The following is a 23936-nucleotide window of genomic DNA, read 5'->3' as shown; positions in this document are numbered from 1 at the left end:
GCCCCGAGCGCCCTCAGCCGAGGTCGAACAGGTCGCGCACCGAGGCGGCGTTGCGGTCGCCCTGCGGGGTCCCGACACCGGACTTGAGGCGCACGGACGGCTCGTGGAGGAGCTTCGACACGATCGCCTTCGTCAACGCGTCGACGGCGGCGAGCTGGGACTCGTCGAGCGACGAGAGCCGCCCGGAGAAGCGCTGGAGCTCTCCGCGCCGCACCACGTCGGCCCGACGGCGCATCGAGGCGACGAGCGGGGCGGCCTGGCGCGCAGTCGTCTCCAGCCGGTGGTTCTCGACCTCCTCGACGACGATCCGGCGAACCAGGTCGGCTTCCTTGGCGCGCGTCTCGCGCCCCCGGTCGGCCCAGTCGCGCAGGTCGTCGAGGTCCAGAACGGTCACGTCGTCGAGCTCGGCCACCTCGGGCGCGACGTCTCGGGGGACGGCGATGTCGATGACGTGGAGGTGCCGAGAGCCACGGCGCGGCTCGGCGCCGACGGAGCGCGCCCGGTCGAGCAGCTCGGCGGTGATCACCGGCTCGCCCGATCCGGTCGACGCGACCACCACGTCGGCGTCGGCGATCGCACGATCGAGCTCGTCGAAGCCCACGGTCGTCGCACCGACCCGCTCGGCGAGCGCTGCCCCGCGCTCGGGGGAGCGGTTGACGACGCAGATGCGCGCGCCGCCGGCGCGGTGCAGCGCGATCGCGACCCCCTCGCCCATCGATCCGGCGCCGACCACCGTCACGGCACGTCCCTCGAGGTCACCGACGACGTCGGCGAGCATCTCGACCGCGGCGTGGCTGACCGACGCGGTCCCCCGCCCGATCGCGGTCTCGCTGCGAGCGCGCTTGCCGACCTCGACGGCGGAGCGCATCAGCAGGTTGAGCTCGGCACGGGCCGCCGTCTCCGAGCGAGCCACCTCCCAGGCGGTGCGGATCTGGCCGAGGATCTCGCCCTCGCCGATCACCGCCGAGTCGAGCCCGGCCGCCACCTCGAACAGGTGGGCCACCGCGGCGTCGTCGTGCTCGCTGAACAGGTGCGGGGTGAGGTCGTCGACGTCGATGTCGCCGAGCTCGCAGAGGAAGTCGCAGATGTCGCCGTAGGCCCCGTGGAACCGCTCGGCGACGGCGTAGACCTCGGTGCGGTTGCAGGTGGAGACCACCACCGCCTCGCGCACGTTGTCGCGCGCCGCGATCGACGAGACCCGCTTGCCGAGCTCGTCGGCGGGGATCGTCAGGCGCTCGAGCAGCGCGAGCGGTCCGCTGCGGTGGTGGACGCCGACGACGAGCAGGGACATGAAGGCTCCAGCCTACGCCGACGCTCCCCGACCCCGGGCACCGGGAACGGCGGTCAGGCGTGACGATCGGCGCAGGTTGGCTCGCCGCTGCTCGTGGTAGCTGAGGATCTGGAGCTCGACGGCGAGGTCGACCTTGCGCACGCTCACCCCGTGCGGGCAGCTGACGATCGCGGGGGCGAAGTTGAGGATGCTCGTCACCCCGGCCGCGACCAGCGCGTCGGCGACGTCCTGGGCGGCGGGGCCGGGGGTCGCGATCACGCCGATCGAGATCCCCCGGGAGCGCACGATCTCGGGGAGGTCCTCGACGTGGCGGACCCGCGCCCCGCACACGAGGGTGCCGATCTTGTCGTCGTCGACGTCGACGATCCCCCCGACCGGGAACCCGCGCTCGGAGAACCCGCCGTAGCCGGCGAGCGCCTGACCGAGGTTGCCGGCACCGACGATCACGACCTCCCAATCGTGCGTGAGGCCGAGCTCGCGCTTGATCTGGAACACGAGGAACTCGACCTCGTAGCCGACGCCGCGGGTGCCGTAGCTCCCGAGGTAGGAGAGGTCCTTGCGGACCTTGGCCGCGTTCACCCCTGCGAGGTCCGCCAGCTCCTCGGAGGAGATGTTGGTGACCCCGGCGTCGAACTGGTCGCCCAGCAGCTGGAGGTAGACGGGCAGGCGGGCGACGGTGGCCTCGGGGATCCTCCGACGTGTGCGCTGCGCTGCCACGGACCTCAACCTAGGACGCTTGTGCACGCCTTCACAAAGCCCTGCCGAAGAGGTTTCGGGAGTTGTCATGTTCGACCGCACCCGGCCCGCGGACGGCTCAGAGGCGTGCGAGGGAGACGATCCCCGCCACGAGGATCACGGCGAGCAGGAGGCCGAGGGCGAGGGTCGTTGCCGGGCGCATCGGTGGGAGGCTAGCCAGCGCGCTCGCACGACCCGGGGGGCGCGACCGGGCCGCACCACGGTGACCGGACGGGCCGTGAGGGGCACGTGACGGACGACGATCGCGAGCTGGTGAGCCCCGGTGAGCCCCGGTCAGCCCCGTCGGCGGCGACCGAGGTCGAGGTCGACCGACACCCGGCTGCCGGCCGGGTCGTCTCCGGCGCCCTCGCCGAGAGCGGTGACGACCACCTGGTCGCCGTCCTCCACCCCGAGCTCGTCGGCGGCGCTGCGCTGGTTCATCACCACGGCGAGGAGTCCGCTCGAGTCGACGACGAGCCCGAGCCGCCCCGTCGCGACCTCGGCGAACGACCCCACCCGCGACGCGACGCGCGTCGTGCCGCCGGTCGGGTCCGCCGGCGCGCTGAACCTCAGCTCGACGGTCTCGGCGAACCCGGGGGGGAGGTCATCGGGTCCGACGTTGAGCTGGACGTTGCCGAACCGATCGGTCCACAGGGCCTGGGCGATGACCGTGCTGTCGTCGATCTGCGGCAGGGGCACGACGCCGGGGAACAGCAGATCGGCGTCGACCGCCTCCCCGAGCTCGGTGAGGTCGACCCCGTTGCACAGGTGGGCGGCGGCCGGGCCGAACACGTCGCGCCCGTCGAACGTCGCGCCGGGCGACTCGAGGCGGTGCTCGGCCGAGGTCAGCGACACGGCCCGACCCGCTCCGCCCGCCATCGCGACCGCCGGGGCGAGCAGCCCGTTGTCGGGGCCCACCAGCACCCCTTCGCCGTCGGCGACCTCGATCGCGACCCCGCGCCGCGACGTCCCGACGCCCGGGTCGACCACGGCGAGCACCACGCCGCTCGCCACGTACCCGATCGAGCGGGCGAGGGCGAGGGATCCGGCGCGCACGTCGAACGGGGCGATGCCGTGGGTCAGGTCGACGACCGTGGCGTGGGGGGCGAGCTCACGCACGACCGACTTGACCACGCCGACGAACTCGTCGTCCGTGCCGTAGTCGGAGAGGAAGCTGATCGTGTCGTAGCGCCGTCCCATGACGGTGCGAACCTACCCCCGGACGCGACGAGGGCCGGTGCCAACCCCCCGATGGCACCAGCCCTGTCGGCGCTGCCCACCGTCGCCGGTGGACGCGTCTCCACGTCCGTCAGGATAGGGGACGATCCGCTCTGTGAAAAGGGACACAGACGAAAAACACGAATGTCATTCGCCACCGAGGGGTAAACAGACGCGTTGGGCGGCGATCAGGACACGGAGCGTGCGATCTGGACGCCGATCGCGTCGTGCGCACGGCGCGGATCGTCGAACCCGATCACCTGATCAGCCGAGCTCGCGGCTGCGGCGCGTGGCCGCGGCGACGGCGTCGGCGACGATCCCGCGCAGGTCGTGGTGCTCGAACCGGCCGAGTCCGGATGCGGTCGTGCCGCCGGGCGAGGTGACGTCCCGGCGGAGGCGGGCCGGGTCGCCCTCGCGCTCGAGCAGCGCCGCCGAGCCGACCAGCAGCTGCGCCACCACCCGGTGCGCGACCGAGCTCTCGATGCCCTCCGCGATCGCCGCGTCGACGAGCGCCTCGGCGAACAGGAACACGTACGCCGGTCCCGATCCGGCGACCCCGGTGAACGCGTCGAGATCGACCTCGTCGAGGCGCTCGACGGTCCCGACCGCCGACAGGATCCGCTCCGCCCAGGCGAGGTCGTCGGCGCCCGCGCCCGCCCCGCCGGTGATCGCCGCCGCGCCGCGGCCCACGAGGGCGGGGGTGTTGGGCATCGCCCGCACCACGGCCACTCCCCCGCCCGCGGCACCGTCGAGCGTCGCGAGCGTGACCCCGGCCGCGATCGACAGGATGCGGCGCGCCCCGGCGGCCACGGCGGAGCGCACCGCCTCGGGGACGCCGTCGGGCTTCACCGCGATCACCGCCGCGGCGCACGCGGGGACCTCCTCCACGATCACCACCTCGGCGAACCGCGAGGAGAGCTCCTCGCGGCGCCGATCGAGGCGCTCGGCGATCGCGATCCCCGACGGCGCGAAGCGACCCGAGGCGATCATCCCCTCGACGAGGGCCGCCCCCATGTTGCCCCCGCCCACCATGACGACGTCGACGCTCGTGGACACGATCGCAGGGTAGTGCCCTGCCTCCCGGCCGTCGGGCCCGGTGGTGCCCGGGCGGGTGGCGGAAGACCGACTCCCCCGAGACGCACCCACCCGGGCACCCGTCCAGTGGGTCGTGGACCACCGGGAGGGGAAGCGACCGGCACGGAGACGGGAACCGGGGCGCGCGACGCGCCGGTCGCGCGGCGCGTCGGTTCAGCCGCCGTCGGCGGCGAAGCGACTGGCGAAGCCGATCCGCAGCAGCGGGTGGAACGCCTGCTCGACGGTCGCGTAGAGGGTGCCCAGGATCCGGTCGACGTCGGCCTTGGTCACCGCCGCCGAGGGCAGCTCCCCCCGCAGGTACACCGCATCCTCCTCCCCGATCGAGAAGTGGGCTCCGACCAGGCGGTCGTTGCGCCGCAGCAGGTTCTCCCACAGCTGCTGCGCGCTCTCCTCCGGCGCCGGCATCACGTAGGTCTCGTACTTCAGCATCCGCTGGCCGAGGGTGAGCCACGCGGTCGTGAAGTCCTTCTCCTCGCCCCGCATCCGCACGAACCACCGACGCACGTCGTCCTCGCCGCGATCGACCGCCTCGATGTGGTCGTAGTGGCTCCGCAGCTCCTCGATCCACTCGTCGATGCGGGATTCGAGCTCGGCGAGACCGTCGGCGTCCAGGGGGTCGGTCATGCCACGGGTCTAGGGCACGCGGCGCCGTCTGGCAACTCGGTCACCACGGGCGCGACGGGCGCTCTCGCGCTCAGGCGCAGTCGACGAGGTCGCGGACCACGATCTCGGAGTACAGCCGCCGCAGCCGGGCGGCGGCCGCGCGCCAGGTGTAGCGGCTCGCCTTCGCGACCGAGGCCTCGGCCATCGCCGAGCGCGCGCCGTCGTCGTCGAGGAGGCCGACGATCGCCTCGGCGTAGCGGGCCGGATCCCGGCCGGGGATCAGCCGTCCGGTGACGCCGTCCTCGACGAGGCTCAGCAACCCGCCGACCGCGCTCGCCACCACCGGGATGCCGCACGCCATGGCCTCGAGCGCGACCAGGCCGAAGCTCTCCGAGCGGCTGGGCACGATCACGACGTCCGCGGCGCGGTAGTAGGTGGACAGGATGTGGTGCGGCTGCGGCGCGACGAACTCGACGCTCCCCTCGACCCCGAGCTCGACGACGAGGTCGTGGGCGCGGCGGGTCTCGTCGTCGCCATCGCGACCGCTCGCACCGCCGACGACGATCAACCGCACGTCGCGACCCGAGGTGGCGCGCACCTCGGCGAGGGCCCGGATCGCGACGTCGGGGCCCTTCAGCGGCTGGATGCGGCCGACGAACAGGATCAGCTCGACATCGGGATCGACCCCGATCGCACGTCGCGCGCCGGTTCGGTCGCCCGGAGCGAACAGGGCGTGCTCGACGGCGGGGGCGATGATCTCGATGCGGCCGCTCGGATCGCCGTAGAGGCGGCGGAACTGCTCCTCCTCCTCGACGCAGCTGACGCAGATCGCGTCGGAGCACTGGATGATCTCGGCCTCGGCCCGGTCGCGCCACTCGGGCTCGGGGTCGCCTCCCTCGGCCTTCACCCGGGCGAGGGTGTGGAACGTCGACACGAACGGGACGTCGAGGGCGTGCTTGAGGTGGTGCCCGACGACCCCGCTCAACCAGTAGTTGCCGTGGATCACGTCGGGCGGGCCGTGCTCGTCGAACCACGCCATCACCCCGGCGCAGAAGCGGTCCGACACGTCGGCGAGCGCCTCCTTCGGGAGGTGGTGGGGACCCGCCTCGACGTGGACGACGCGGTGGTTCGGCTCGACGAGCACCTCGGGCGGCAGCCCGGCGCGATCGGCGCGGGTGAACGTCACGCAGTCGAGGCCGGTCTGCGACAGCGACGAGACGAGCTCGCGGACGTAGACGTTCATCCCCCCGCTGTCTCCGGAACCGGGCTGCAGCAGCGGCGAGGTGTGCAAGGAGATGATCGCCACGCGCCCGACCGCACCGCGCGCACCGAGGCGGCGCGGATCCGCGCGGCGGTCGGCGACCTCGTCCCCCACGGTCGTCGTCCGGGGTCTCAGTCGCTCAGCAGGGAGTCGACGTCGGCCTCGCCCTCGCGGTACCGGCGCACCAGCTCGGCGCTCAGCGCGTCGAGCCGGTCGAAGCGCTCCCGTCGGTCCCGTGAGACGCGCTTCTCGAACTCGCCGATGGCGGCCGCCAGCTCGGAGAGCTCGGCCTCGTCGAGCTCCTCGACGCGGCCGTAGTGGTAGCGGGCGCAGATCTCGTCGAGCTCGCCCGACAGCTCGTCGTCGCTGAGGTCCTCGGTGGGGCGCGGCGGTCGCGGCGACGACCCCCCGCCGGTGAGCTGCTGCGACAGCACGTCGGTGACCGCCTCGTCGACGGAGGTGTCCGACGACCGGCGGGCGACCTCGGACTTCACCAGGTCGAGGCGGGCTTGGGCGACGCGGCGTGCGTACGACACCACGTCGTCGCGCTGCTGCATCTCGCTGCGCCGACGGCGCAGCTCGTCGAGCGACAACGACGAGGGGTCGACGTCCTCGCCGGTGTCGGTGTCGTGGTCGCTCATGTCGCTCCTCCCGAGACCGGCGGCAGGACCGCCAGCTCGTCGTCGGGCCCCACCTCGTCGTCGGGCGCTCCGTCGTGTCCGTTGACCCACACCCGACAGGTCCCGAGGACCTCGCCGAACCGGGTGCCGTAGCGGCTCTCCGCCGATCTCAGCACCTCGGCGACCGTGTCGCCGTCGATCACGTCCGACCCCGTGCCTGCCGCCTCGCGGGCGGATGCGAACAGTCGGACCTTCGCCACGCCAGCAATCTACTGCCGCACGGCTCCCCTGCGCACGGCTCTCCTGCGCACGGCTCCCCTGCGCACGACTCGCACGACCGTCGGCACCTGCACCTCGGCGGCACGGCGCGCCGAGCGCGACCCGGCCCGGCCACCGCGGCGCGCGCCGGTATCGTGCCGTGCCTGTGGGAACCGCGAAGAGAGAACGACAGAAAGCCAACCGCGCCCGCCGCGAGGAGGAGCTCGCGCGCGCCGCGGCCAAGCGCCGCACGACCCGGCTCGCGCTGCTGATCGGTGGAGGGATCATCGCCGTGTTCGTGCTGGTGTTCGTCGCCGGCCAGTTCGTCGGCGACGACGAGCCCGCGCCCGCCGACACCGTCGTCGAGACCGACACCACCGACGTCGCGGGCGCAGCGCCGGACGACGCGACCGGTGACCCCACCGAGGACACCACGGTGGTCGCCGAACCCGGCGCGCAGACCGGCGACTCGACCTCCGACGACTCCGATGGCTCCTGACGTGCGGTCCCCCGGCCGACGCGTCGCGCTCGCGCTCGCGGCCGCCGCGCTGGTGGCGAGCTGCGGGTCCGACGGGGGCGAGGGCGGCGCCGTCGCCCCGGCCGGCTCCGGCGGATCGGAGGAGGTGACCTGCCCGCCGGCCGAGGGGACCGACGAGGCGACCCTCACCTTCGCCGAACCACCGCCGCCGTGCCTCGAGCCGGGAGCGACGTACACCGCCACGATCACGACGAACATCGGAGAGCTGACGATCGACCTCGACGCCGAGGCGGCCCCCGAGACCGTGAACAGCTTCGTCTTCCTCGCCCGCAACGCGTACTTCGACGGCACGATCTGCCACCGGGTGATCCAGGACTTCGTCGTCCAGTGCGGCGACCCGACCGGGACCGGCACCGGCGGGCCGGGCTACACGATCCCCGACGAGTTCCCGGAGGCCGGGGCGTACCGGGTCGGGTCCGTGGCGATGGCCAAGCGGACCGAGCCGAACACGGGCGGCAGCCAGTTCTTCATCATCAGCGGGGAGCAGGGCGCGGCGCTGCCTCCCCTCTACAGCCTGTTCGGGCAGGTCGCGAGCGAGGACCTCGGCGTCGTCGAGGACGCGAACGCCCTCGGGTCCACCGACGGCGCCGGAGTCCCGTCGGAGGAGATCCGCATCGAGGACGTCGAGATCACCCAGACCTGACCGCGGTCGCGCTCCCCGACGGGGCCCGACGGCGGGCGGCGGGCTCGACGCCCTCGACCGCCGCGGCCACGCGCTCAGTCGGTGACGGCCTCGGCCATCTCGGCGATCAGCGCCGAGCCGACGCCGATCGACGACAGGTACCGCCGGATCGATCCGTGCCGCTCGACGAGCTCGGCGATCACCCGCCGCAGCGCTTCGGGGTGCGCGGCCAGCATGAACGCCGGCGTCTCGCCCATCCGGTGCGCCAGCTCGGGTCGGTTGCCCTCGACCCAACGTCGCATCCGCACCATGGCCGCCTGCGTCAGCGCGTAGTCGGCGACGATCACCTCGGAGTCGACGCCGAGCCCGCCCAGGATCAACGCCGCCAGCAGACCGGTCCGGTCCTTGCCGGCCGCGCAGTGGAACACCGCCGGCACGGCCCCGGGGACCGCGAGCAGCCCGAACGCGGCGGCGAAGCGGTCGGCGGCGTCGTCGAGCATCTGGAGGTAGGCCCACGTGAGGAAGTCGATCGAGCCCTGCTCGGTGTCCTCGACCTGGAGCATCTCGTCGGCCTTCCAGGTCGCGTCCATGATCGCCAGGTGGTGGAACGCGACCGGCAGGCCCTCGAACGGGAAGTGACCGTGGTCGTCGAGCTCACCCGACGACCGCAGGTCGACCACGGTGCGGATGCCCAGGGCGTCGAGGGTGTCGAGATCGGTCGACGTCAGGCGGTAGAGCCCGTCCGCGCGGAACAGCCGGCCCCACCCGATCGTGCGCCCGTCACCCATCCGGTAGCCACCGAGGTCGCGGAAGTTGTGCACCGCGGTGAGCTCGATCAGTCGTCGCGGATCGTCCACCGCTGCCGTCGATTCCATCTCTCGCACGTCGAGTTCGACCATCGGGCGCAACGTAGCGACGCCCGTCCGCGATCCCGGTGGACCGGAGGTGAACGCTCGTGGTGATCGGTCACAGCCCCGGGCCCGACCCGCCTGGGCTCCACCGGCTCGGCGGCGTGCGGTGCGCCACCAGCGGCGGGGGCGGACCCCGGCGGGGGCGGGCGGTGCGGTGGCGGGCGGTGCGATGGCGCGCTCAGCCGCCGTCGCGGGCGAGGTCGTCGGGACCGTCGAGGCGGACGTCGCTGCGCAGGTGCATCGCGCGCGCCGCGATGTGGGTGGCGACCGGCGAGGTGAGCAGCTGCAGCACCACGACCAGGGACATGGTCCCCAGCGCGACCCCCGTGCGGATCCGCATCACCGCTCCGACGGCGGCGAGGATCAACCCGAGCGTCGGCGACTTGGCGGCCGCGTGCATCCGCGCGTAGGGGTCGTCGAAGCGGTGCACGCCCACGCCGGCGAGGAGCGCGAACCCGGCGCCGGCGATCATCAGCAGCCCGCCCAGCAGGTCGAGCGCCGCGGCCATCAGCCGCCCCTCCGTTCGATGAAGCGGGCGAGGACGGCGGTCCCCACGAACCCGGCGAGCGCCACGATCAGGACGGTCCCGGCGACGACGGTCGAGCCGTCGCTCGCCGAGGCGATGATCACGGCGATCACGATCGTCGACACGAAGCCGTCGACCGAGATCACCCGGTCGACGAGCGCCGGGCCCCGCAGCATGCGGGCGACGAACAGGACGGCTGCGACGGCGACGATGGCCAGCGCGACCTCGATCACGGCGCACCTCGCACGACGTCGGGCTCGTGGTGCTCGGCGTCGTCGCGCGCGCGGCGGGCGTCCGCGTCGGAGCCGAACGCGCGCATCGCCAGGGCGGCGAGCGACAGCACGTCGCGGCGGACCTGCTCGACGTCGTCGGCGAACAGGCTGTGCACGTAGAGCGTGGCGATCGAGGCGCCGCCGAGCGCCTCGACGTCGGGGGGGTCACCCTCGAGCGCCCCGTCATCGCGCGGCTCGCGCTCGAGCTCGGCACCCTCGGGGTGGTCGGCGCCGGGTGCGGCCGCGTCACGTCGTCGCACGTCGACCGTGATCGTGCCGGGGGTCAGGGTGATGGAGTTCGCGACGAGGTTGATCACCGCGTCCGACCCGCCCCGGACCTCGACGGCGACGATCGCCGTGTGGGTCCGTTCGGTCGGTGTGAGGATCTCCCACGCGAGCCGCAGGTTCGACTGCACGAGCTGCCACGCGACGGTCGCCACGTAGGCCAGCGCCCACAGCGGGTGGAAGTACGTGGGTCGCAGCGAGGCCGGATCGAGGCGAGCCGACGCGACGACCGCGCCCGCGATCGCCATCCCTCCGAGCACGTTCCCCCACGACACGTCGCCCCACAGCGCGACCCACAGGATCGTCAGCCACAGCATGATCGCCGGGATCCGCAGCACCCGCCTCATCGGCCGGCCCCGCCGAGCACGGCGTCGACGTAGGTCACCGGGTCCATGAGGTCCGTCCCCGCCCGCTCGGCCAGCTCGTACATCGGACCGGCGAACACGACGTACGCGATCGACAGCACCACCGTGACCCCGGTCGCCAGCACCATCAGCGCCGGTCCGCCGTTGACGCGGCCCTCCAGCGCGGGCTTCGACTCGGGCTCGCCCCAGAACACGCCCGACCACACCTTGGTCATCGAGAACAGGGTCAGCAGGCTGACGACGAGCGCGACCGCGACGATCACCCACTCCCGCGAGGCCACCCCGGCGTCGATCAGGGCGAACTTGCCCGCGAACCCCGACGACGGCGGCAGGCCCGCGAGCGAGAGCGCGGGCACCGCGAAGAACACCGCGATCACCGGGGCGCTGCGCACCACACCGCCGACCGTCGAGATGCGGCTCGACCCGGTGTGGCGATCGATCAGGCCGGCGACGAGGAACAGGTTCGTCTTCACCAGGATCGTCTGGACGATGTAGAAGACGACGGCGGTCACCCCGGCGACCGTGAACAGGCCGAGGCCGAAGATCATGTAGCCGATCTGGCCGACGATGTGGAACGACAGCAGCCGCTTGAGGTCGTCCTGCGCGAGCGCGCCGAGGACGCCGGCGACCATCGTCAGCCCGCCGATGATCAGCAGCGCGGTCCCCTGTCGACCCTCGGGGGCGAAGAGCAGCGTCTGGGTCCGGATGATCGCGTACACCCCGACCTTGGTGAGCAGGCCGGCGAAGATCGCGGTGACCGGGCCGGGCGCGGTGGGGTAGCTGTCGGGGAGCCAGAGGAAGAGCGGGAACAGGCCGGCCTTGATCCCGAACACCAGCACGAGCAGCAGCGAGAAGCCGGTGCGCACCCCGTCGGGCAGCTCCGCCATCCGGCCGGACAGGTCGGCCATGTTCACCGATCCGGTCGCCGCGTACAGCAGCGCCAGGGCGGCGATGAACAGCGCGGACGCCACGAGGCTGATCACCACGTAGGTCATCCCGGCGCGCACCTGGTCGGAGCGGCCGCCGAGCGTCAGCAGGACGTAGCTCGCCGCGAGCATCATCTCGAACGCGACGAACAGGTTGAACATGTCGCCGGTGACGAAGCTCGCCGACACCCCGGTGGCGAGCACGAGGTAGATCGGGCTGAAGCCGACGTGGTCGCTCTCGACGCCGCGTTGGCCGACCGCGTAGACGAAGACGACCAGCAGCATCGTCGAGGAGGTGACGAGCATGATCGCCGCGAGCCGGTCGACGACGTAGCTGATGCCGAGCGGTGCGGCCCACCCGCCGGCTTCCATCACCACCACCCCCTCGTCGTCGGCGCCGATCAGCAGCGCGATGCACACCCCGACGACGGCCGTCAGCGTGGAGACGACGATCGCTCGCTGCAGGTTGCGTCGGCGGCCCGCGATCACGGTGAGCGCGGCCGCCAGCAGCGGCAGCACGATCGGGAGCGGGACGAGCGAGGTCACCGGTCGTCACCCGCCGAGTCGACGTGGCGCTCCAACCCGGCGGCCTCGATGTCGGCGATCTCCGAGGATCGGCGCGCGTGATCGATGAGGCGGTCCTCGAGGTCGTCGGCGACGACGTCGTCGTGGGTGAGCTGCCAGCTCCGGTAGGCCATCGCGAGGAGGAACGCGGTCACCCCGAAGGTGATCACGATCGCGGTCAGCGCGAGCGCCTGGGGCAGGGGGTCGGAGAAGCGCTCGGGGTCGCCGCTCCTCGCGAGCGGCGGGATGCCCCCGGGGCCGCCCGACGACAGCAGCAGGATGTTCGTGCCGTGACCGATCAGGCCGAGGCCGATCACGATCCGGGTCAGGCGTCGCTGCTGGAGCAACCACGTCCCGAGGCCGAACAGGATCGCCGCGGCGAGCGCGAGCAGGATGCTCACGACGACGTCCCCCGGCGTCCGGCGCCACGCCGCGACGGCGGGCGGAAGTCGTCACCGAGCGAGGTGGCGGGCGCGGCCGGCGGCTCGACCATCTCCAGCTCGTTCTCGAGGTCGTCGCCGAACGCCTCGAAGATCATCAGGACCAGTCCCACGACGATGAGGTAGACGCCGACGTCGAACGGGAGCGCGGACGTCACCTTGACGTCGCCGATCAGGGGGAGCGAGAACTCCGCCGTCGCGTGCTCGAGCACGTCCTCGCCGAGCAGCAGGGGGACGATCGCCGTGCCGACGGAGATCAGCAGGCCCGACCCCAGGATCGTCCACGGCTCGAGTCGGAACGTGCGACGCACGGCAGCGACTCCCCCGGCGACGTAGCGCAGCGAGATCGCCGCGGCGGCCGCGAGCCCGCCGACGAAGCCGCCACCGGGGCGGTTGTGGCCGGCGAACAGGAAGTACAGCGAGAGCACCAGTATCGAGGGGTAGACCAGCCGCACCGAGACGTCGACGACGAGGGACCGCTTCACGACGCCCCCAGCCCGACCTCGCGCTGGGCCGCGGTGTCGGAGCGGACGTGACCCGCACCGTCGCCCGCCGCCCCTTCCGGGGCCGTGCCGTCGAGCGCCGCGTCGTCGTCGGAGTCGCCGCGCCCGGTCCGTGCGAGCGCCACCGCCCCGACGGCCGCGACGAGCAGCACGGTGATCTCGCCGAGGGTGTCGACGCCGCGGAAGTCGACGAGGATCACGTTCACGATGTTCTTGCCCTCCCCGTCGGGGTAGGCCCGATCGACCATCTCCGCCGAGATCGGCGGTGCGTCGACCGCGGGCCGTGCGCCGCTCGAGACGATCGCGAAGACGAAGATCGATGCGCCGACCAGCACCGACACGGCCAGCCGGACCGGTCGGATGACCGCCGGCGCGACGTCGACGAACTTCGTCGGCAGGAAGCGCAGGACGAGCACGAACAGCACCGTCCCGAGCGTCTCGATGGCGAACTGGGTGAGGGCCAGGTCGGGGGCGCCCCACACCTCGTACAGACCGGCCATCGCGAACCCGACGGCGCCGAGCATCACCACCGCCGCGATCCGTCGCCGCACGAGCGTCGCGCCGATGGCCGAGGCGACGATGATCAGCACCACCGGGACGTGGACAATCTCGTCGACGAAGGCGGGGAGGGAGTCGAGCTCGGTGAGCATCGGCACCACCGGGACCGCGACCACGGTCGCGAGGATCACCGCCAGGTAGGTCGGCAGCGAACCCGGCTGGATCGTCCGGGTGACCCGCCGCGAGACCGCGTCGGTGGCACGGATCGTCGCCGAGAACGCGTCGTCGGTCGACGGCAGGCGCCGCAGCGGCCGCGAGGCCGCCGCCTGCGCATCGGCGACGGGGCCACGGAGCACCGCGAGCACCACGCCGACCGCGATGATCAGCGCCGACAGCGCGAGCGCCGTGTTGAACCCGCTCCACAGCTCGACGTCGGATGGGGTCGCGGAGGGGTCGAGGCCGAGCAGGGCGGACGCGGACAGGTCGCCGACGAGGAACGGGGCGCAGCCCACCGCGACCGTGACCACGCTGAGCACCGCGGCGGGACCGGCGAAGAGCCACGACGGGGCCGCCGCCTCGGTGCTCCGGCGGGCGTTCTCGTCGCGGCCGTGGACCCCCCACACGCCGAGCACGAAGCGGGCCGAGTAGGCGAACGTCAGGATGGACCCGACGACGATCACGACGAGCACGGCGGTCGCCCCCGTGAAGTCGCCGTACTCCAGGTAGGTGTCGATCGCCTTCTCCTTGGACACGAAGCCCAGCAGGGGCGGGAGCCCGGCCATCGAGGCCGCCCCGATGACGGCCATCGCCTTCACCGGACCCCACCCGGCGCCGAACCCGTGCAGCTCGCTGATGTGGCGCGTCCCGACCTGGTGGTCGACGATCCCGACGATCATGAACAGCGCCGCCTTGAACGCGCCGTGAGCGAGGAGCAGGACGATGCCGGCCTGGGCGATCTTGTACTCGCCCGTGCCCAGCAGCAGCATCATGAAGCCGAGCTGGCTGACCGTGCCGTACGCCAGCAGCAGCTTGAGGTCGCGCTGGCGCATCGCGCGGAGCCCGCCGATGATCATCGTCGTCGAGCCGACCACGAGGACGAGGAACCGCCACGGCTCCACCGTCGCGACGATCGGGGAGAGCCGCGCGACCAGGTACACCCCGGCCTTGACCATCGTCGCCGAGTGGAGGTACGCGCTGATCGGGGTCGGCGCCACCATGGCCCCCGGCAGCCAGCTGCCGAACGGTGCCTGGGCCGACTTGGTGAAGGCCCCGAGCAGGACGCACACCAGACCCGCCGGGAGCGCGCCTCCCGACGGCGGCGAGTCGACCATCTCGGACAGGCGGAACGTGCCGGCGCTGCGACCCACGATGATCGACCCCGCCAGCAGGGCGAGGCCGCCGGCACCGGTGATGGAGATCGCCTGCAGCGCCGCGGCGCGAGCTCGGGCGTCGCGGTCGGAGTTGCCGATGAGCAGGTAGCTCGTGATCGAGGTGAGCTCCCACGCCACGAACAGCGCGATCAGGTGGTCCGACCAGACGATCCCGAGCATCGCGCCCGCGAACAGCGTCATCAGCCCCGCGAGGCGGCTCTGGCCGGGAGCGATGTGGGAGAAGTAGCCGACCGCGTACACGCAGACCAGCAGACCGATCCCCGACACGAGGAGGGTCATCACGAGGGCGAACGCGTCGAAGCGGGCGACGAGGTCGAGGTCGAGCGACGAGATCCACCCGACCGTCTCGACGATCGGCGTCCCGGCGCCGGGCACGCCGGCCGCGCCCGCGTCGGGATCGCCGACGACCCCCGACCAGCGCGTCGCCGCCCAGCCGACGGTGACCGCCGGGGCGAGGGCCGCGACGAGGAAGGCGCGGCGACCGAGCCGGTCCCCCGTGACCAGGATGGCGACGCCGATCAGGAGGTGGGTGAGGAGCAGGAGGAACATGGGGGGCGGGCGCCTGAGAGGATACGGGTCGCACGGCGGACTCGTCCCGGGTGCCCACGGCGTTCCGAGGCGCGGCTCCCGGTGCGGGGCGCGACGGGATGTGACCGGTGCCGGCCCGACCGCTCTTGGCGAAGCTACCGGCCGGTAACTATCGTCGGTCCGATGAGCAGCGCGGACGCAGTCACCACCGTCGGGATCCTCGGATCGGGGATCATGGGAGCCGGCCTCGTCGAGGTCGTCGCCCGGTCCGGCCGCGACGTGGTCCTGCGCTCGCGCAGCCGGGAGTCCGCCGACGCGGCCGTCGAGCAGCTGTCCGCGGGCCTCACCCGTCAGGTCGACAAGGGTCGTCTCGAGGCCGACGAGCGCGATGCGATCGTCGGGCGCATCTCGACCACCGCCGACCTCGCGGACCTCGCCGGCTGCGACCTCGTGATCGAGTCGGTCGTCGAGGACATGGCCGTGAAGAAGGAGCTGTTCGCCCAGCTGGACGACGCCCTCGAGCCGGAGGCGCTGATCGCCTCGAACACCTCCACCCTCCCGATCGTCGAGATGGCCGTGGTCACCTCGCGCCCCGAGCGGGTGTGCGGCATCCACTTCTTCAACCCCGCCCCGATGATGCGGCTCGTCGAGGTCGTGCGACCGCTGACCGCCGCCGACGAGACGATCTCGACGGCGCTCGCCTTCGCCGAGTCGTGCGGCAAGGACGCCGTCGAGGTGACCGACCGCGCCGGGTTCGTCGTCAACGCCCTGCTCTTCCCCTACCTCAACTCCGCGGTGCGGATGTGGGAGCAGGGCACCGCGTCGATCGAGGCGATCGACACCGCGATGCAGGGCGGGTGCAACTTCCCGATGGGGCCCTTCGCCCTGCTCGACCTGGTCGGCCTCGACACGTCGATGGCGATCCTCGAGGCGCTCCACTCCGAGTTCGGCGAACCCCACCTCGTGCCGGCCACCTCGATCAAGCGGATGGTCGCCGCCGGGCACCTGGGCCGCAAGTCGGGGCGCGGGTTCCGCGCCTACTGAGCCGCGCGGACCGGGCCGCTCCCCCGGCGCGCCCGGCCCGAGCGTGCCTCCACGGGTGACGGTCGACGCGCCGCACCGGCCCCACCTCGATCCGAGGTGGGAGGATCTGCTCGAGTGGGGACGATGACGGGCACCGAGGGGGAGCCGTGGCGTGACCCGCCGCCTCCCGGACCGAGCCGGTTCACGATGCCCGACCCCGCCGTCGTCGCCCCGGGCGCCGAGCTGGTCGCGGTCGGCGCCGACCTCTCGCCCGGCACCCTCCTCGACGCCTACCGGGCCGGCTTGTTCCCCATGCCGGTCGATCCCGACCGGCGTCGGCGGGGCATCGCGTGGTACTCGCCCGATCCGCGCGGCGTGCTCCCGCTCGGCGGCCTCCACGTGTCGCGCTCGTTGCGGCGGAGCCTGCGTCGCTACCGGGTCACCCGCGACGAGTCGTTCGAGCGCGTCGTGCGCGCCTGCGCCGACCCGTCGCGACCCGGGCGGTGGATCACCCCCGACTTCGTCGACGCGTACACGACGATGTTCGAGCTCGGGTGGGGCCACTCGGTGGAGACGTGGCACGGCGACGATCTCGTCGGCGGGCTGTACGGGTTGCGCATCGGCCGCTTCTTCGCCGGTGAGGCCATGTTCTCGACCGCGTCCGACGCGTCGAAGGTGGCGCTCGTCTCGCTGGTGGAGTGGTTGCGCGGCACGGGAGCGACGCTGCTCGACGTCCAGTGGCGCACCGACCACCTGGCGACCCTCGGCGTCGTCGAGGTCGATCGCACGGAGTACCTCCGGTCGCTCGCCGAGGCCGTCGGCACCTGAGGCGGACGTGCGGAGGAGCGGCGATCGCTCGCCGCTCCTCCTCGTCCGTCGCCGGTCGGATCCGCCATCCGACCGGCGTGGTTCCCGCCATGGGAAACCTGGCCCGACGAGCGGCCGACGGGGGGTTCGTCCGCTCTCCGGGAGTCCTCGTCGCTCGGCATCGCCGGCGACACCCCATCCTTCGGCGCGCGATCGTGCGGACTTGAGGACGATGTCGCCCGTGGCGGTGGTCACGTTCTCGTCGGTGCTTTGGACGTTCGCGATCCCCACGGCGAGACTCGATCCATGAGCGACGACACCCCCCGGCCTCGCGACGGCGACGGGCCGACGCGCTCCACGATCGAGCGCGATCCCCCGTGGATGATGCGCACCTACTCGGGGCACTCGACCGCGGCGGCCTCGAACGAGCTCTACCGCACCAACCTCGCCAAGGGCCAGACCGGGCTGTCGATCGCGTTCGACCTGCCGACCCAGACCGGCTACGACCCCGACGATCCGATGGCCCGGGGCGAGGTCGGCAAGGTCGGGGTCCCCGTCGCGCACATCGGGCACATGCGGACCCTGCTCCACGAGATCCCCCCGTCGGAGACCAACACCTCGATGACGATCAACGCGACGGCGGCCTGGCTGCTCGCGCTCTACGTCGCGAACGCCGAGGAGCAGGGCACCCCCGCCCACGAGCTGCGCGGGACCACGCAGAACGACATCGTCAAGGAGTACCTGTCGCGGGGGACCTACATCTTCCCGCCGGCGGAGTCGCGACGGCTGATCGTCGACATGGTCTCGTGGTGCGCCCACAACGCCCCGAGGTGGAACCCGATCAACGTGTGCTCGTACCACCTCCAGGAGGTCGGCGCGACGCCGGTCCAGGAGATCGCCTACGCGTTCGCCACCGCGATCGACGTGCTCGACGCGGTGCGGTGCTCGGGCCAGGTCACCGAGGACCAGTTCTCGCAGGTGTTCGGATCGATCTCGTTCTTCGTCAACGCCGGGATCCGCTTCGTGGAGGAGATCTGCAAGCTGCGGGCGATGGACGCGATGTGGGCCGAGATCGGCCGCGAGCGCTACGGGGTCACGGACGAGCGAGCCCTGCGGTTCCGCTACGGCGTGCAGGTCAACTCGCTCGGGCTGACCGAGGCCCAACCGGAGAACAACGTCCAGCGGATCGTGCTCGAGATGCTCGCGGTCACCCTGTCCAAGGACGCTCGCGCCCGATCGGTGCAGCTGCCGGCGTGGAACGAGGCGCTCGGCCTCCCCCGCCCGTGGGACCAGCAGTGGTCGCTGCGCATGCAGCAGGTGCTCGCCTACGAGAGCGATCTGCTCGAGTACGACGATCTCTTCGAGGGGTCGATCGTCATCGAGGCCACGACCCGCGAGCTGCGCGAGGCGGCGTCGGCGGAGCTCGACGAGGTGCTCGAGATGGGGGGAGCCTTCGAGTCGGTCGAGACGCTCAAGGGGCGCCTGGTCACGTCGATGGCGGCACGGACCCGTCGGATCGAGTCCGGCGAGCAGAAGGTCGTCGGCGTCAACGACTTCGTCGAGACCGCCGACTCGCCGTTCGACGTGGAGGGCAACATCATGACCGTCGACCACGGCGTGGAGGCCCAGGCCGTCGAGGCCATCGCCGCGTGGCGCGCCGAGCGAGACCAGGGAGCGGTCGATGCCGCGCTCGAGGAGCTGCGGCGCGCGACCGCGGAGGGCGACAACGTCATGCCGGCGTCGATCGCGCTCGCGAAGGCCGGCGGCACGACCGGCGAGTGGGGCGGCGCGATGCGCGACGTGCTCGGCGAGTACCGGGCGCCGACCGGGGTGTCGGGTGCGGCCGGATCGGTGGCGGGCCTCTCCGACGTGGCCGCCCACGTGAGGTCGATGCCCGGCGGGCCCCCGAAGCTGCTCGTCGCCAAGCCCGGCCTCGACGGCCACTCCTCGGGCGCCGAGCAGATCGCGGTCGCGGCACGCGACTCGGGGATGGAGGTCGTGTACTCCGGCATCCGCCTCACCCCCGAGCAGATCGCGGCGTCGGCGCGCGACGAGGACCCGGACGTGATCGGGCTGTCGATCCTGTCGGGATCCCACCTCGACCTCGTCCCCGACGTGATCGATCTGCTGCGCTCGATGGGCGTCGAGTCACCGGTGATCGTCGGCGGGATCATCCCCGAGGTCGACCGGCGACGCCTGCTCGAGCTCGGGGTCGAGCGGATCTACACCCCCAAGGACTACGAGCTGGCGACGATCATGCGCGACATCGCCGACATCGCCGCCGCCCACCGCGCCATCTGACGGCCCACCGTGGCGCCACGGTCCGTCGCGCCTCGGCGCCGGCGCACGACGGGTCCGACCCGGAGCGCGACGGGGCGGGTCAGGCGGGAGTGGCGGCGCGGTCGTCGGCGGGGAGGTTGTCGTGGATCCAGGCGTCGAGCGTGGGACCCGACTCGAAGCTCGTGATCAGCGCGTAGCGCGGGGCGTCCCCCGTGTGCACGACGACGTGCCACAGGCGCTGGGTGTCGACGACGAAGCGGGCGCCCCGGTGCAACGGCACGCGGATCTCGGTGTCGGGATCGGGCAGGCCGTCGGCGTCGTTGTCCATCAGGATCATGTAGCTGTCGGGGTTGTCGGTGAGCTCGACCCACGAGCGCACGACCCAGCCCTCGTCGTCGGGGTTGAACCGGTTGTTGTCGTCGCGGTGGATCGACCGGATCGCCGCCTCGCGGTCCTGCGGCGCGAGCTTGATCGTGCGCACCCGCCCGAAGTTCGCGCCCACCCCGTCGACGTAGTCGCGGATCGACGGCGCGACCTGCGCGTTCGACGTCCACTCGGCGTCCTTGTCGGTCTTGCCCTTGTCCCAGAAGCCACGGCAGTCGAGCTCGCCGTCGGCGGTCGCGATGGGGGCGAAGTTCGTGTCGCCACCCGACTTCCAGTCCATGTACTCGAGCGCGAGGTACTCCGACTCGGGGCACTCGAACGGAGCGTCCTCGAGGACGACGACGCCGGTGTCGGCGAGCACGTCGAGGCGCGGGTGCGGGGTCCGGAGCGGGATCTGCACGCTCCAGTGGTCGGCGTTCGGCCAGAAGCTCATGGGGCCCGAGTCTACGAACGCTCCGACACCCGCCGCCGGCACCGGCTCCGGTCGGGCGAGGCGTCGGTCACCCGCGGCCGGGGATCTCGAGCACCTGGCCGGCGAAGATGTCGTCCTCGCTCTCGAGCCCGTTGAGGTCGACGATCGACTGCACGGTCACGCCGCGCTCGGCCGCGATGATCGTCAAGATGTCACCGGACTCGACCTCGTAGAACCGCTCCTGGGGGATCGTGGTCGTCGTGGTCGTCGTGGTGGTCGTCGTCTCGAGCGGCGGGAGGGTCATCCGCGACGCCTCGTCGGTCGTCCCGCACCCCGCCGCCGCGGCCGACGCGAGCGTCGCGAGCGCTGCGATCAGGACCGTCGGTCGCCGTGTCGTCTCCACGGTGCCGATGATAGGTCGCGGCCACCTGGTCCCGCCGCGGCCGTCGGGCGTCTGGCCGCGGGCGCGACGCCGCGGCTACGTTCGCCTCGTGCCGACCGACGCCGAGACGACGACGACCGCCGCCGACCTCGACGAGCACGGCGAAGCGCCGTTCCCGGGGGCCCGCCGGCCCGATCGCGGCTACGACCTCGACGCGGACGGGGTGCGCATCGCGGTCTACGAGTGGGGGGACGAGGGCGCGCCCCCGCTGATGATGATGCACGGCGGCTTCGACTTCGCACGCACCTTCGACGGGTTCGCCCCCCGGCTCGCGGCCGGCGGCTGGCGCGTGGTCTCGTGGGACCAGCGCGGCCACGGGCGCAGCGAGCACGCCGCGCTCTACTCCTGGGACGGCGACATGCGCGACACGCTCGCGGTGTTCGACCACGTCGCCCCGGGGCGCGCCGTCCCGGTCGTCGGGCACTCGAAGGGCGGCGCGCTGATGACCCAGCTCGCCGACGCCCAACCGTTCCGCTTCCGCTGCCTGGTGAACATGGACGGGATCCCGTACAAGCGCAACATCCCCGACGTCGCCGAGCACGAGCGCACGACGATGCTCGCCCAGGACCTCGCGGCGTGGCTCGATCACCGCCGTCGCACCGCGTCCGCCAGCCGACGCCCGGGCACCCTCGACGAGCTCGCCGCCCGTCGCGGCCGGATGAACCCCCGGCTCCCCCACGCCTGGCTGCGTCGCCTGGTCACCACCGGCGGCATCGAGTCCGAGGACGGGTGGAGGTGGAGGATCGACCCGTCGCTGCGCTTCGGCGGGTTCGGGCCGTGGCGACCCGAGTGGACCCTGATCCGCCTCCCGGGTCTGCCGATGCCGTTCCTCGGCATCCTCGGCGCGCAGATGGAGGAGATGGGGTGGGGGACGCCGCCGCACAAGGTGCAGGGCTACATGCCCATCGACGGGCGATGCGAGGTGCTCGACGACGTCGGCCACTTCGTCCACATCGAAGCTCCCGACCTCGTGAGCGAGCTGGTCCTCGACTTCATCGGTGATCCGGCGTGAGCGATCCGGTGACCACCGACGACCTCGACCCCACCGCGTCGATCGCGACCGTGGTGCTGCGCCACAACCGCGTCGACCTCGCGCTGCACATGCTGCGACCGGCACCGGTCGACGCCGACCGCCCGAGCCGGCCGCTGCTGCTCCTGCACGGGCTCGGCGACGCCTCCCCCACCTCGGTCCCGCGCTGGGCGGCCGACTGGCCCGGGGTGGTCGCCGCCCTCGACTTCACCGGCCACGGCGCCTCGACCGTCCCCGTCGGCGGCGGCTACTCGGCCGAGACGCTGATGGCCGACGCGGACCACGCACTGGCCCACCTCACCGGCGACGACCCGGAGGGCACGATCACCGTGCTCGGACGTGGACTCGGCGCGTACATCGCGCTCCAGATCGCCGGCGCCCGTGCGAACCGGATCCACGGCGCCATCCTCACCGACGGGCCCGGGCTCGCCGGTGGACCGACCGGACCGAGCTCGCAGAGCTTCTTCGCCCTCGCGAGCGACGGGACCGCTCCGGATCCGTACGCGCTCGTCGAGCTCGGCCGCGACCTGCGACCCGGTGACTACGCCGTCTCCTTCGTCGGCCTGGCCACGGCCGGCGCACCCGTGACCAACCCGATCACGGTCGCCTCGACCTTCCGGCCGAAGTGGCTGAGCGCCGTCGCGGACGCCCCCGGCGTCGTCGAGTCGAGCCTGGCCGACGCCCTCGCGTCCTACGCCTGAGACCCCCACGGCGCGACGCGGAGCGCTCAGCGACCGCGGCTCTCGAGGTAGCTGCGCGCTGCTGCGCGCGCCTCGGGGTCGGCCAGGGCCGCTCCGAGCTGATCGGCGTCGGCCCACGCACCGACCGTGGACGCGACGTCCTCGAGCGCTTCGTTGACCTGCCGCTTCGTCGCGCGGACGACGGACGGGGCCTTCGCGGCGAGCGACGCGGCGAGCTCGTCGACGGCCGACTCCAGCTCGTCGCGCCCCACGACGCGGTTGACGAAGCCGAGCGAGCGCGCCTCGTGCGCGTCGAAGGGACGGCACGTGAGGACCAGCTCGCGGACGATGGCCGGCGGGACCTCGCGCACCAGCCGTGGGATCCCGCCCCAGGCGAGCGGGATCCCGAGATCGACCTCCGGGATCGAGAACACCGCGTCGTCTGCCGCGATCCGCAGGTCGCACACGCCTGCGAGCACGACCCCGCCCCCGACGCACGGGCCCTTGATCGCGGCGATGGTGAGCGCGCTCATCCGCTCCATCGCCTCGGCCATGCGCCGTCCGAGGTCGGCCTGGTCGCGAGCGCTCATCGCGCCGTCGTCGGCGCTGCGCCCCGACGCGAACTCGCGCAGGTCGAACCCCGAGCAGAAGCCGCGGCCCTCCCCGGTGACGACCACGATCGACACCTCCGTGCGGTCGAACCAGGCGGCGGCCCGGGCGATCTCGGACAGGGCGCGGGTGCCCAGCGGGTTGAGCTGATCGGGTCGGTCGAGGGTGAGCCGTCCGATGCGCCCGTCGGTCTCCACCCGCAGGGTCTCGAACGACGGCGACGGATCGTGGTCGGGCATGACGAGATGGTGTCATCTGGGCGCGACGGACCGCCGATCGAGGTGGACCGCTCCGTCGGGCCGTATCGTCGCGGGGCGTGAGCCCGTCGTCCGTGCTGATCGCCGTGATCGCCTTCGCCGCGATGGAGCCCGTCACGGCCGCGGCCCACCGCTGGATCATGCACGGGGTGGGAGAGGTGCTGCACCGCAGCCACCACCGCCGGTCGTCGGGCCGCGTGGAGGCCAACGACTGGTACCCGGTGATGTTCGCCGCGCTCGTCAACGTCGGCTTCTACGTCGGCTTCAACGTCGATGGGCTGGCGTCGCTCGTCGAGGTCGGCCTGGGCATCACGGCCTACGGGGCCGCCTACGGGCTGGTCCACGACGTCTACATCCACCGGCGGATCCGCGGCGGGTCCGGACCCCGGATCGAGCCGCTGGAGCGGCTCGCCGAGGCCCACCGCATCCACCACCTGTACAACGCCGCCCCCTACGGGATGCTGCTCCCGATCGTCCCCGCCGGGCTGCGCGAGCGAGCCGAGCGCACCGACCGCGACCCGCTGGTGCGCACCGCCTGACGACGCCGGGCGCCCGGTCGTCA

At 72.6% G+C, this 23936-nt stretch carries 27 protein-coding genes; 8 read left to right on the top strand and 19 right to left on the bottom strand.

Features of this window, described 5'->3' with window-relative positions; genetic code table 11:
* Positions 1–13 precede the first annotated feature (13 nt).
* From hemA to ACOOHC_RS02530, 8 genes are all read right to left on the bottom strand, one after another.
* The gene (gene hemA / locus ACOOHC_RS02565; RefSeq protein WP_420452446.1) at positions 14–1291 is read right to left on the bottom strand and encodes a glutamyl-tRNA reductase; all 1278 of its coding nucleotides are present in this window, start codon (positions 1289–1291) and stop codon (positions 14–16) included.
* Between the two features lie 12 nt (positions 1292–1303).
* The gene (locus ACOOHC_RS02560; protein WP_420452445.1) at positions 1304–2077 is read right to left on the bottom strand and encodes a redox-sensing transcriptional repressor Rex; all 774 of its coding nucleotides are present in this window, start codon (positions 2075–2077) and stop codon (positions 1304–1306) included.
* 243 nt (positions 2078–2320) lie between these two features.
* Positions 2321–3226, bottom strand: a complete 906-nt coding sequence (locus ACOOHC_RS02555) for an SAM hydrolase/SAM-dependent halogenase family protein (protein ID WP_420452444.1) — start codon at positions 3224–3226, stop codon at positions 2321–2323.
* Between the two features lie 282 nt (positions 3227–3508).
* Positions 3509–4300, bottom strand: a complete 792-nt coding sequence (gene proC / locus ACOOHC_RS02550; protein ID WP_420452443.1) for a pyrroline-5-carboxylate reductase — start codon at positions 4298–4300, stop codon at positions 3509–3511.
* Between the two features lie 192 nt (positions 4301–4492).
* Positions 4493–4963 carry a YbjN domain-containing protein gene (locus tag ACOOHC_RS02545; protein ID WP_420452442.1) on the bottom strand — a complete coding sequence of 157 codons (471 nt, stop codon included), beginning with the start codon at positions 4961–4963 and terminating at the stop codon, positions 4493–4495.
* A gap of 70 nt (positions 4964–5033) precedes the next feature.
* Entirely contained in the window at positions 5034–6248 is a 1215-nt protein-coding gene (locus tag ACOOHC_RS02540; RefSeq protein WP_420452441.1) for a glycosyltransferase, read from the bottom strand.
* Between the two features lie 86 nt (positions 6249–6334).
* Positions 6335–6844, bottom strand: a complete 510-nt coding sequence (locus ACOOHC_RS02535) for a hypothetical protein (protein WP_420452440.1) — start codon at positions 6842–6844, stop codon at positions 6335–6337.
* The gene (locus ACOOHC_RS02530; protein WP_420452439.1) at positions 6841–7083 is read right to left on the bottom strand and encodes a MoaD/ThiS family protein; all 243 of its coding nucleotides are present in this window, start codon (positions 7081–7083) and stop codon (positions 6841–6843) included. Before ACOOHC_RS02530 ends, ACOOHC_RS02535 begins: the two co-directional genes overlap by 4 nt.
* A gap of 164 nt (positions 7084–7247) precedes the next feature.
* Here ACOOHC_RS02530 and ACOOHC_RS02525 point away from each other — a divergent pair, with 164 nt between their 5' ends.
* Both ACOOHC_RS02525 and ACOOHC_RS02520 read left to right on the top strand, forming a co-directional pair.
* Positions 7248–7580 (top strand): hypothetical protein, encoded by a 333-nt coding sequence (locus ACOOHC_RS02525; RefSeq protein WP_420452438.1) that lies wholly within the window; start codon positions 7248–7250, stop codon positions 7578–7580.
* Complete coding sequence (locus tag ACOOHC_RS02520) at positions 7570–8262, top strand: peptidylprolyl isomerase (RefSeq protein WP_420452437.1); 693 nt, start codon at positions 7570–7572, stop codon at positions 8260–8262. The genes ACOOHC_RS02525 and ACOOHC_RS02520 overlap by 11 nt, the downstream gene beginning before the upstream one ends.
* Positions 8263–8336: 74 nt before the next feature.
* On the opposite strand, the gene ACOOHC_RS02515 is transcribed toward ACOOHC_RS02520, so the two are convergent.
* The 8 genes from ACOOHC_RS02515 to mbhE form a co-directional block, all read right to left on the bottom strand.
* Positions 8337–9140 (bottom strand): tyrosine-protein phosphatase, encoded by an 804-nt coding sequence (locus ACOOHC_RS02515; RefSeq protein WP_420452436.1) that lies wholly within the window; start codon positions 9138–9140, stop codon positions 8337–8339.
* 190 nt (positions 9141–9330) lie between these two features.
* Entirely contained in the window at positions 9331–9660 is a 330-nt protein-coding gene (gene mnhG / locus ACOOHC_RS02510) for a monovalent cation/H(+) antiporter subunit G (protein ID WP_420452435.1), read from the bottom strand.
* Positions 9660–9911 (bottom strand): monovalent cation/H+ antiporter complex subunit F, encoded by a 252-nt coding sequence (locus tag ACOOHC_RS02505; RefSeq protein ID WP_420452434.1) that lies wholly within the window; start codon positions 9909–9911, stop codon positions 9660–9662. The genes mnhG and ACOOHC_RS02505 overlap by 1 nt, the downstream gene beginning before the upstream one ends.
* Positions 9908–10582, bottom strand: a complete 675-nt coding sequence (locus ACOOHC_RS02500; protein WP_420452433.1) for a Na+/H+ antiporter subunit E — start codon at positions 10580–10582, stop codon at positions 9908–9910. Before ACOOHC_RS02500 ends, ACOOHC_RS02505 begins: the two co-directional genes overlap by 4 nt.
* A complete protein-coding gene (locus ACOOHC_RS02495; protein ID WP_420452432.1) occupies positions 10579–12072 on the bottom strand; it encodes a Na+/H+ antiporter subunit D in 1494 nt (497 codons plus the stop codon). Before ACOOHC_RS02495 ends, ACOOHC_RS02500 begins: the two co-directional genes overlap by 4 nt.
* Positions 12069–12491, bottom strand: coding sequence for a sodium:proton antiporter (locus ACOOHC_RS02490; RefSeq protein WP_420452431.1), 423 nt, complete (start codon positions 12489–12491; stop codon positions 12069–12071). Before ACOOHC_RS02490 ends, ACOOHC_RS02495 begins: the two co-directional genes overlap by 4 nt.
* Positions 12488–13015, bottom strand: a complete 528-nt coding sequence (locus ACOOHC_RS02485) for an MnhB domain-containing protein (RefSeq protein WP_420452430.1) — start codon at positions 13013–13015, stop codon at positions 12488–12490. The genes ACOOHC_RS02490 and ACOOHC_RS02485 overlap by 4 nt, the downstream gene beginning before the upstream one ends.
* Positions 13012–15471, bottom strand: a complete 2460-nt coding sequence (gene mbhE / locus ACOOHC_RS02480) for a hydrogen gas-evolving membrane-bound hydrogenase subunit E (protein WP_420452429.1) — start codon at positions 15469–15471, stop codon at positions 13012–13014. The genes ACOOHC_RS02485 and mbhE overlap by 4 nt, the downstream gene beginning before the upstream one ends.
* A 162-nt stretch (positions 15472–15633) precedes the next feature.
* Between mbhE and ACOOHC_RS02475 the strand changes: the two genes are divergently transcribed.
* The 3 genes from ACOOHC_RS02475 (at position 15634) to ACOOHC_RS02465 (ending at position 19581) form a co-directional block, all read left to right on the top strand.
* The gene (locus ACOOHC_RS02475) at positions 15634–16494 is read left to right on the top strand and encodes a 3-hydroxyacyl-CoA dehydrogenase family protein (RefSeq protein WP_420452428.1); all 861 of its coding nucleotides are present in this window, start codon (positions 15634–15636) and stop codon (positions 16492–16494) included.
* Positions 16495–16617: 123 nt separating this feature from the next.
* On the top strand, positions 16618–17301 hold the full coding sequence (aat, locus tag ACOOHC_RS02470) for a leucyl/phenylalanyl-tRNA--protein transferase (protein WP_420452427.1): 684 nt from the start codon (positions 16618–16620) through the stop codon (positions 17299–17301).
* Positions 17302–17586: 285 nt separating this feature from the next.
* Entirely contained in the window at positions 17587–19581 is a 1995-nt protein-coding gene (locus tag ACOOHC_RS02465; protein WP_420452426.1) for a methylmalonyl-CoA mutase family protein, read from the top strand.
* A 79-nt stretch (positions 19582–19660) separates the two neighbouring features.
* Here ACOOHC_RS02465 and ACOOHC_RS02460 read toward each other — a convergent pair whose 3' ends face one another.
* Together ACOOHC_RS02460 and ACOOHC_RS02455 are read right to left on the bottom strand one after the other, a co-directional pair.
* Positions 19661–20377: a hypothetical protein gene (locus tag ACOOHC_RS02460; RefSeq protein WP_420452425.1), complete on the bottom strand. Its 717-nt coding sequence runs from the start codon at positions 20375–20377 to the stop codon at positions 19661–19663.
* A gap of 67 nt (positions 20378–20444) precedes the next feature.
* Positions 20445–20759 (bottom strand): LysM peptidoglycan-binding domain-containing protein, encoded by a 315-nt coding sequence (locus ACOOHC_RS02455; protein WP_420452424.1) that lies wholly within the window; start codon positions 20757–20759, stop codon positions 20445–20447.
* A gap of 88 nt (positions 20760–20847) precedes the next feature.
* On the opposite strand from ACOOHC_RS02455, the gene ACOOHC_RS02450 reads away from it, so the two are divergent.
* Both ACOOHC_RS02450 and ACOOHC_RS02445 read left to right on the top strand, forming a co-directional pair.
* On the top strand, positions 20848–21810 hold the full coding sequence (locus tag ACOOHC_RS02450; protein ID WP_420452423.1) for an alpha/beta fold hydrolase: 963 nt from the start codon (positions 20848–20850) through the stop codon (positions 21808–21810).
* The gene (locus tag ACOOHC_RS02445) at positions 21807–22529 is read left to right on the top strand and encodes an alpha/beta hydrolase (protein WP_420452422.1); all 723 of its coding nucleotides are present in this window, start codon (positions 21807–21809) and stop codon (positions 22527–22529) included. Before ACOOHC_RS02450 ends, ACOOHC_RS02445 begins: the two co-directional genes overlap by 4 nt.
* Before the next feature lie 26 nt (positions 22530–22555).
* On the opposite strand, the gene ACOOHC_RS02440 is transcribed toward ACOOHC_RS02445, so the two are convergent.
* Positions 22556–23356 carry an enoyl-CoA hydratase/isomerase family protein gene (locus tag ACOOHC_RS02440; RefSeq protein WP_420452421.1) on the bottom strand — a complete coding sequence of 267 codons (801 nt, stop codon included), beginning with the start codon at positions 23354–23356 and terminating at the stop codon, positions 22556–22558.
* Positions 23357–23433: 77 nt separating this feature from the next.
* On the opposite strand from ACOOHC_RS02440, the gene ACOOHC_RS02435 reads away from it, so the two are divergent.
* Complete coding sequence (locus ACOOHC_RS02435; RefSeq protein ID WP_420452420.1) at positions 23434–23913, top strand: sterol desaturase family protein; 480 nt, start codon at positions 23434–23436, stop codon at positions 23911–23913.
* Positions 23914–23936 lie beyond the last annotated feature (23 nt).

Source organism: Ilumatobacter sp., from assembly GCF_965215205.1.
In the GTDB taxonomy this organism is placed as follows: Bacteria; Actinomycetota; Acidimicrobiia; order Acidimicrobiales; family Ilumatobacteraceae; genus Ilumatobacter_A.
Note: the sequence above shows the minus strand (reverse complement) of the source record. Positions and strands in the feature narration are given on the sequence as shown.

Excerpts from the sequence above, each read along its gene's own strand:
- hemA (WP_420452446.1), bottom strand. The coding sequence starts at position 1,291 with ATGTCCCTGCTCGTCGTCGGCGTCCACCACCGCAGCGGACCGCTCGCG.
- ACOOHC_RS02560 (WP_420452445.1), bottom strand. The coding sequence starts at position 2,077 with ATGACAACTCCCGAAACCTCTTCGGCAGGGCTTTGTGAAGGCGTGCAC.
- ACOOHC_RS02555 (WP_420452444.1), bottom strand. The coding sequence starts at position 3,226 with ATGGGACGGCGCTACGACACGATCAGCTTCCTCTCCGACTACGGCACG.
- ACOOHC_RS02545 (WP_420452442.1), bottom strand. The coding sequence starts at position 4,963 with ATGACCGACCCCCTGGACGCCGACGGTCTCGCCGAGCTCGAATCCCGC.
- ACOOHC_RS02535 (WP_420452440.1), bottom strand. The coding sequence starts at position 6,844 with ATGAGCGACCACGACACCGACACCGGCGAGGACGTCGACCCCTCGTCG.
- ACOOHC_RS02520 (WP_420452437.1), top strand. The coding sequence starts at position 7,570 with ATGGCTCCTGACGTGCGGTCCCCCGGCCGACGCGTCGCGCTCGCGCTC.
- ACOOHC_RS02515 (WP_420452436.1), bottom strand. The coding sequence starts at position 9,140 with ATGGTCGAACTCGACGTGCGAGAGATGGAATCGACGGCAGCGGTGGAC.
- mnhG (WP_420452435.1), bottom strand. The coding sequence starts at position 9,660 with ATGGCCGCGGCGCTCGACCTGCTGGGCGGGCTGCTGATGATCGCCGGC.
- ACOOHC_RS02500 (WP_420452433.1), bottom strand. The coding sequence starts at position 10,582 with ATGAGGCGGGTGCTGCGGATCCCGGCGATCATGCTGTGGCTGACGATC.
- mbhE (WP_420452429.1), bottom strand. The coding sequence starts at position 15,471 with ATGTTCCTCCTGCTCCTCACCCACCTCCTGATCGGCGTCGCCATCCTG.
- ACOOHC_RS02475 (WP_420452428.1), top strand. The coding sequence starts at position 15,634 with ATGAGCAGCGCGGACGCAGTCACCACCGTCGGGATCCTCGGATCGGGG.
- aat (WP_420452427.1), top strand. The coding sequence starts at position 16,618 with ATGACGGGCACCGAGGGGGAGCCGTGGCGTGACCCGCCGCCTCCCGGA.
- ACOOHC_RS02465 (WP_420452426.1), top strand. The coding sequence starts at position 17,587 with ATGAGCGACGACACCCCCCGGCCTCGCGACGGCGACGGGCCGACGCGC.
- ACOOHC_RS02460 (WP_420452425.1), bottom strand. The coding sequence starts at position 20,377 with ATGAGCTTCTGGCCGAACGCCGACCACTGGAGCGTGCAGATCCCGCTC.
- ACOOHC_RS02440 (WP_420452421.1), bottom strand. The coding sequence starts at position 23,356 with ATGCCCGACCACGATCCGTCGCCGTCGTTCGAGACCCTGCGGGTGGAG.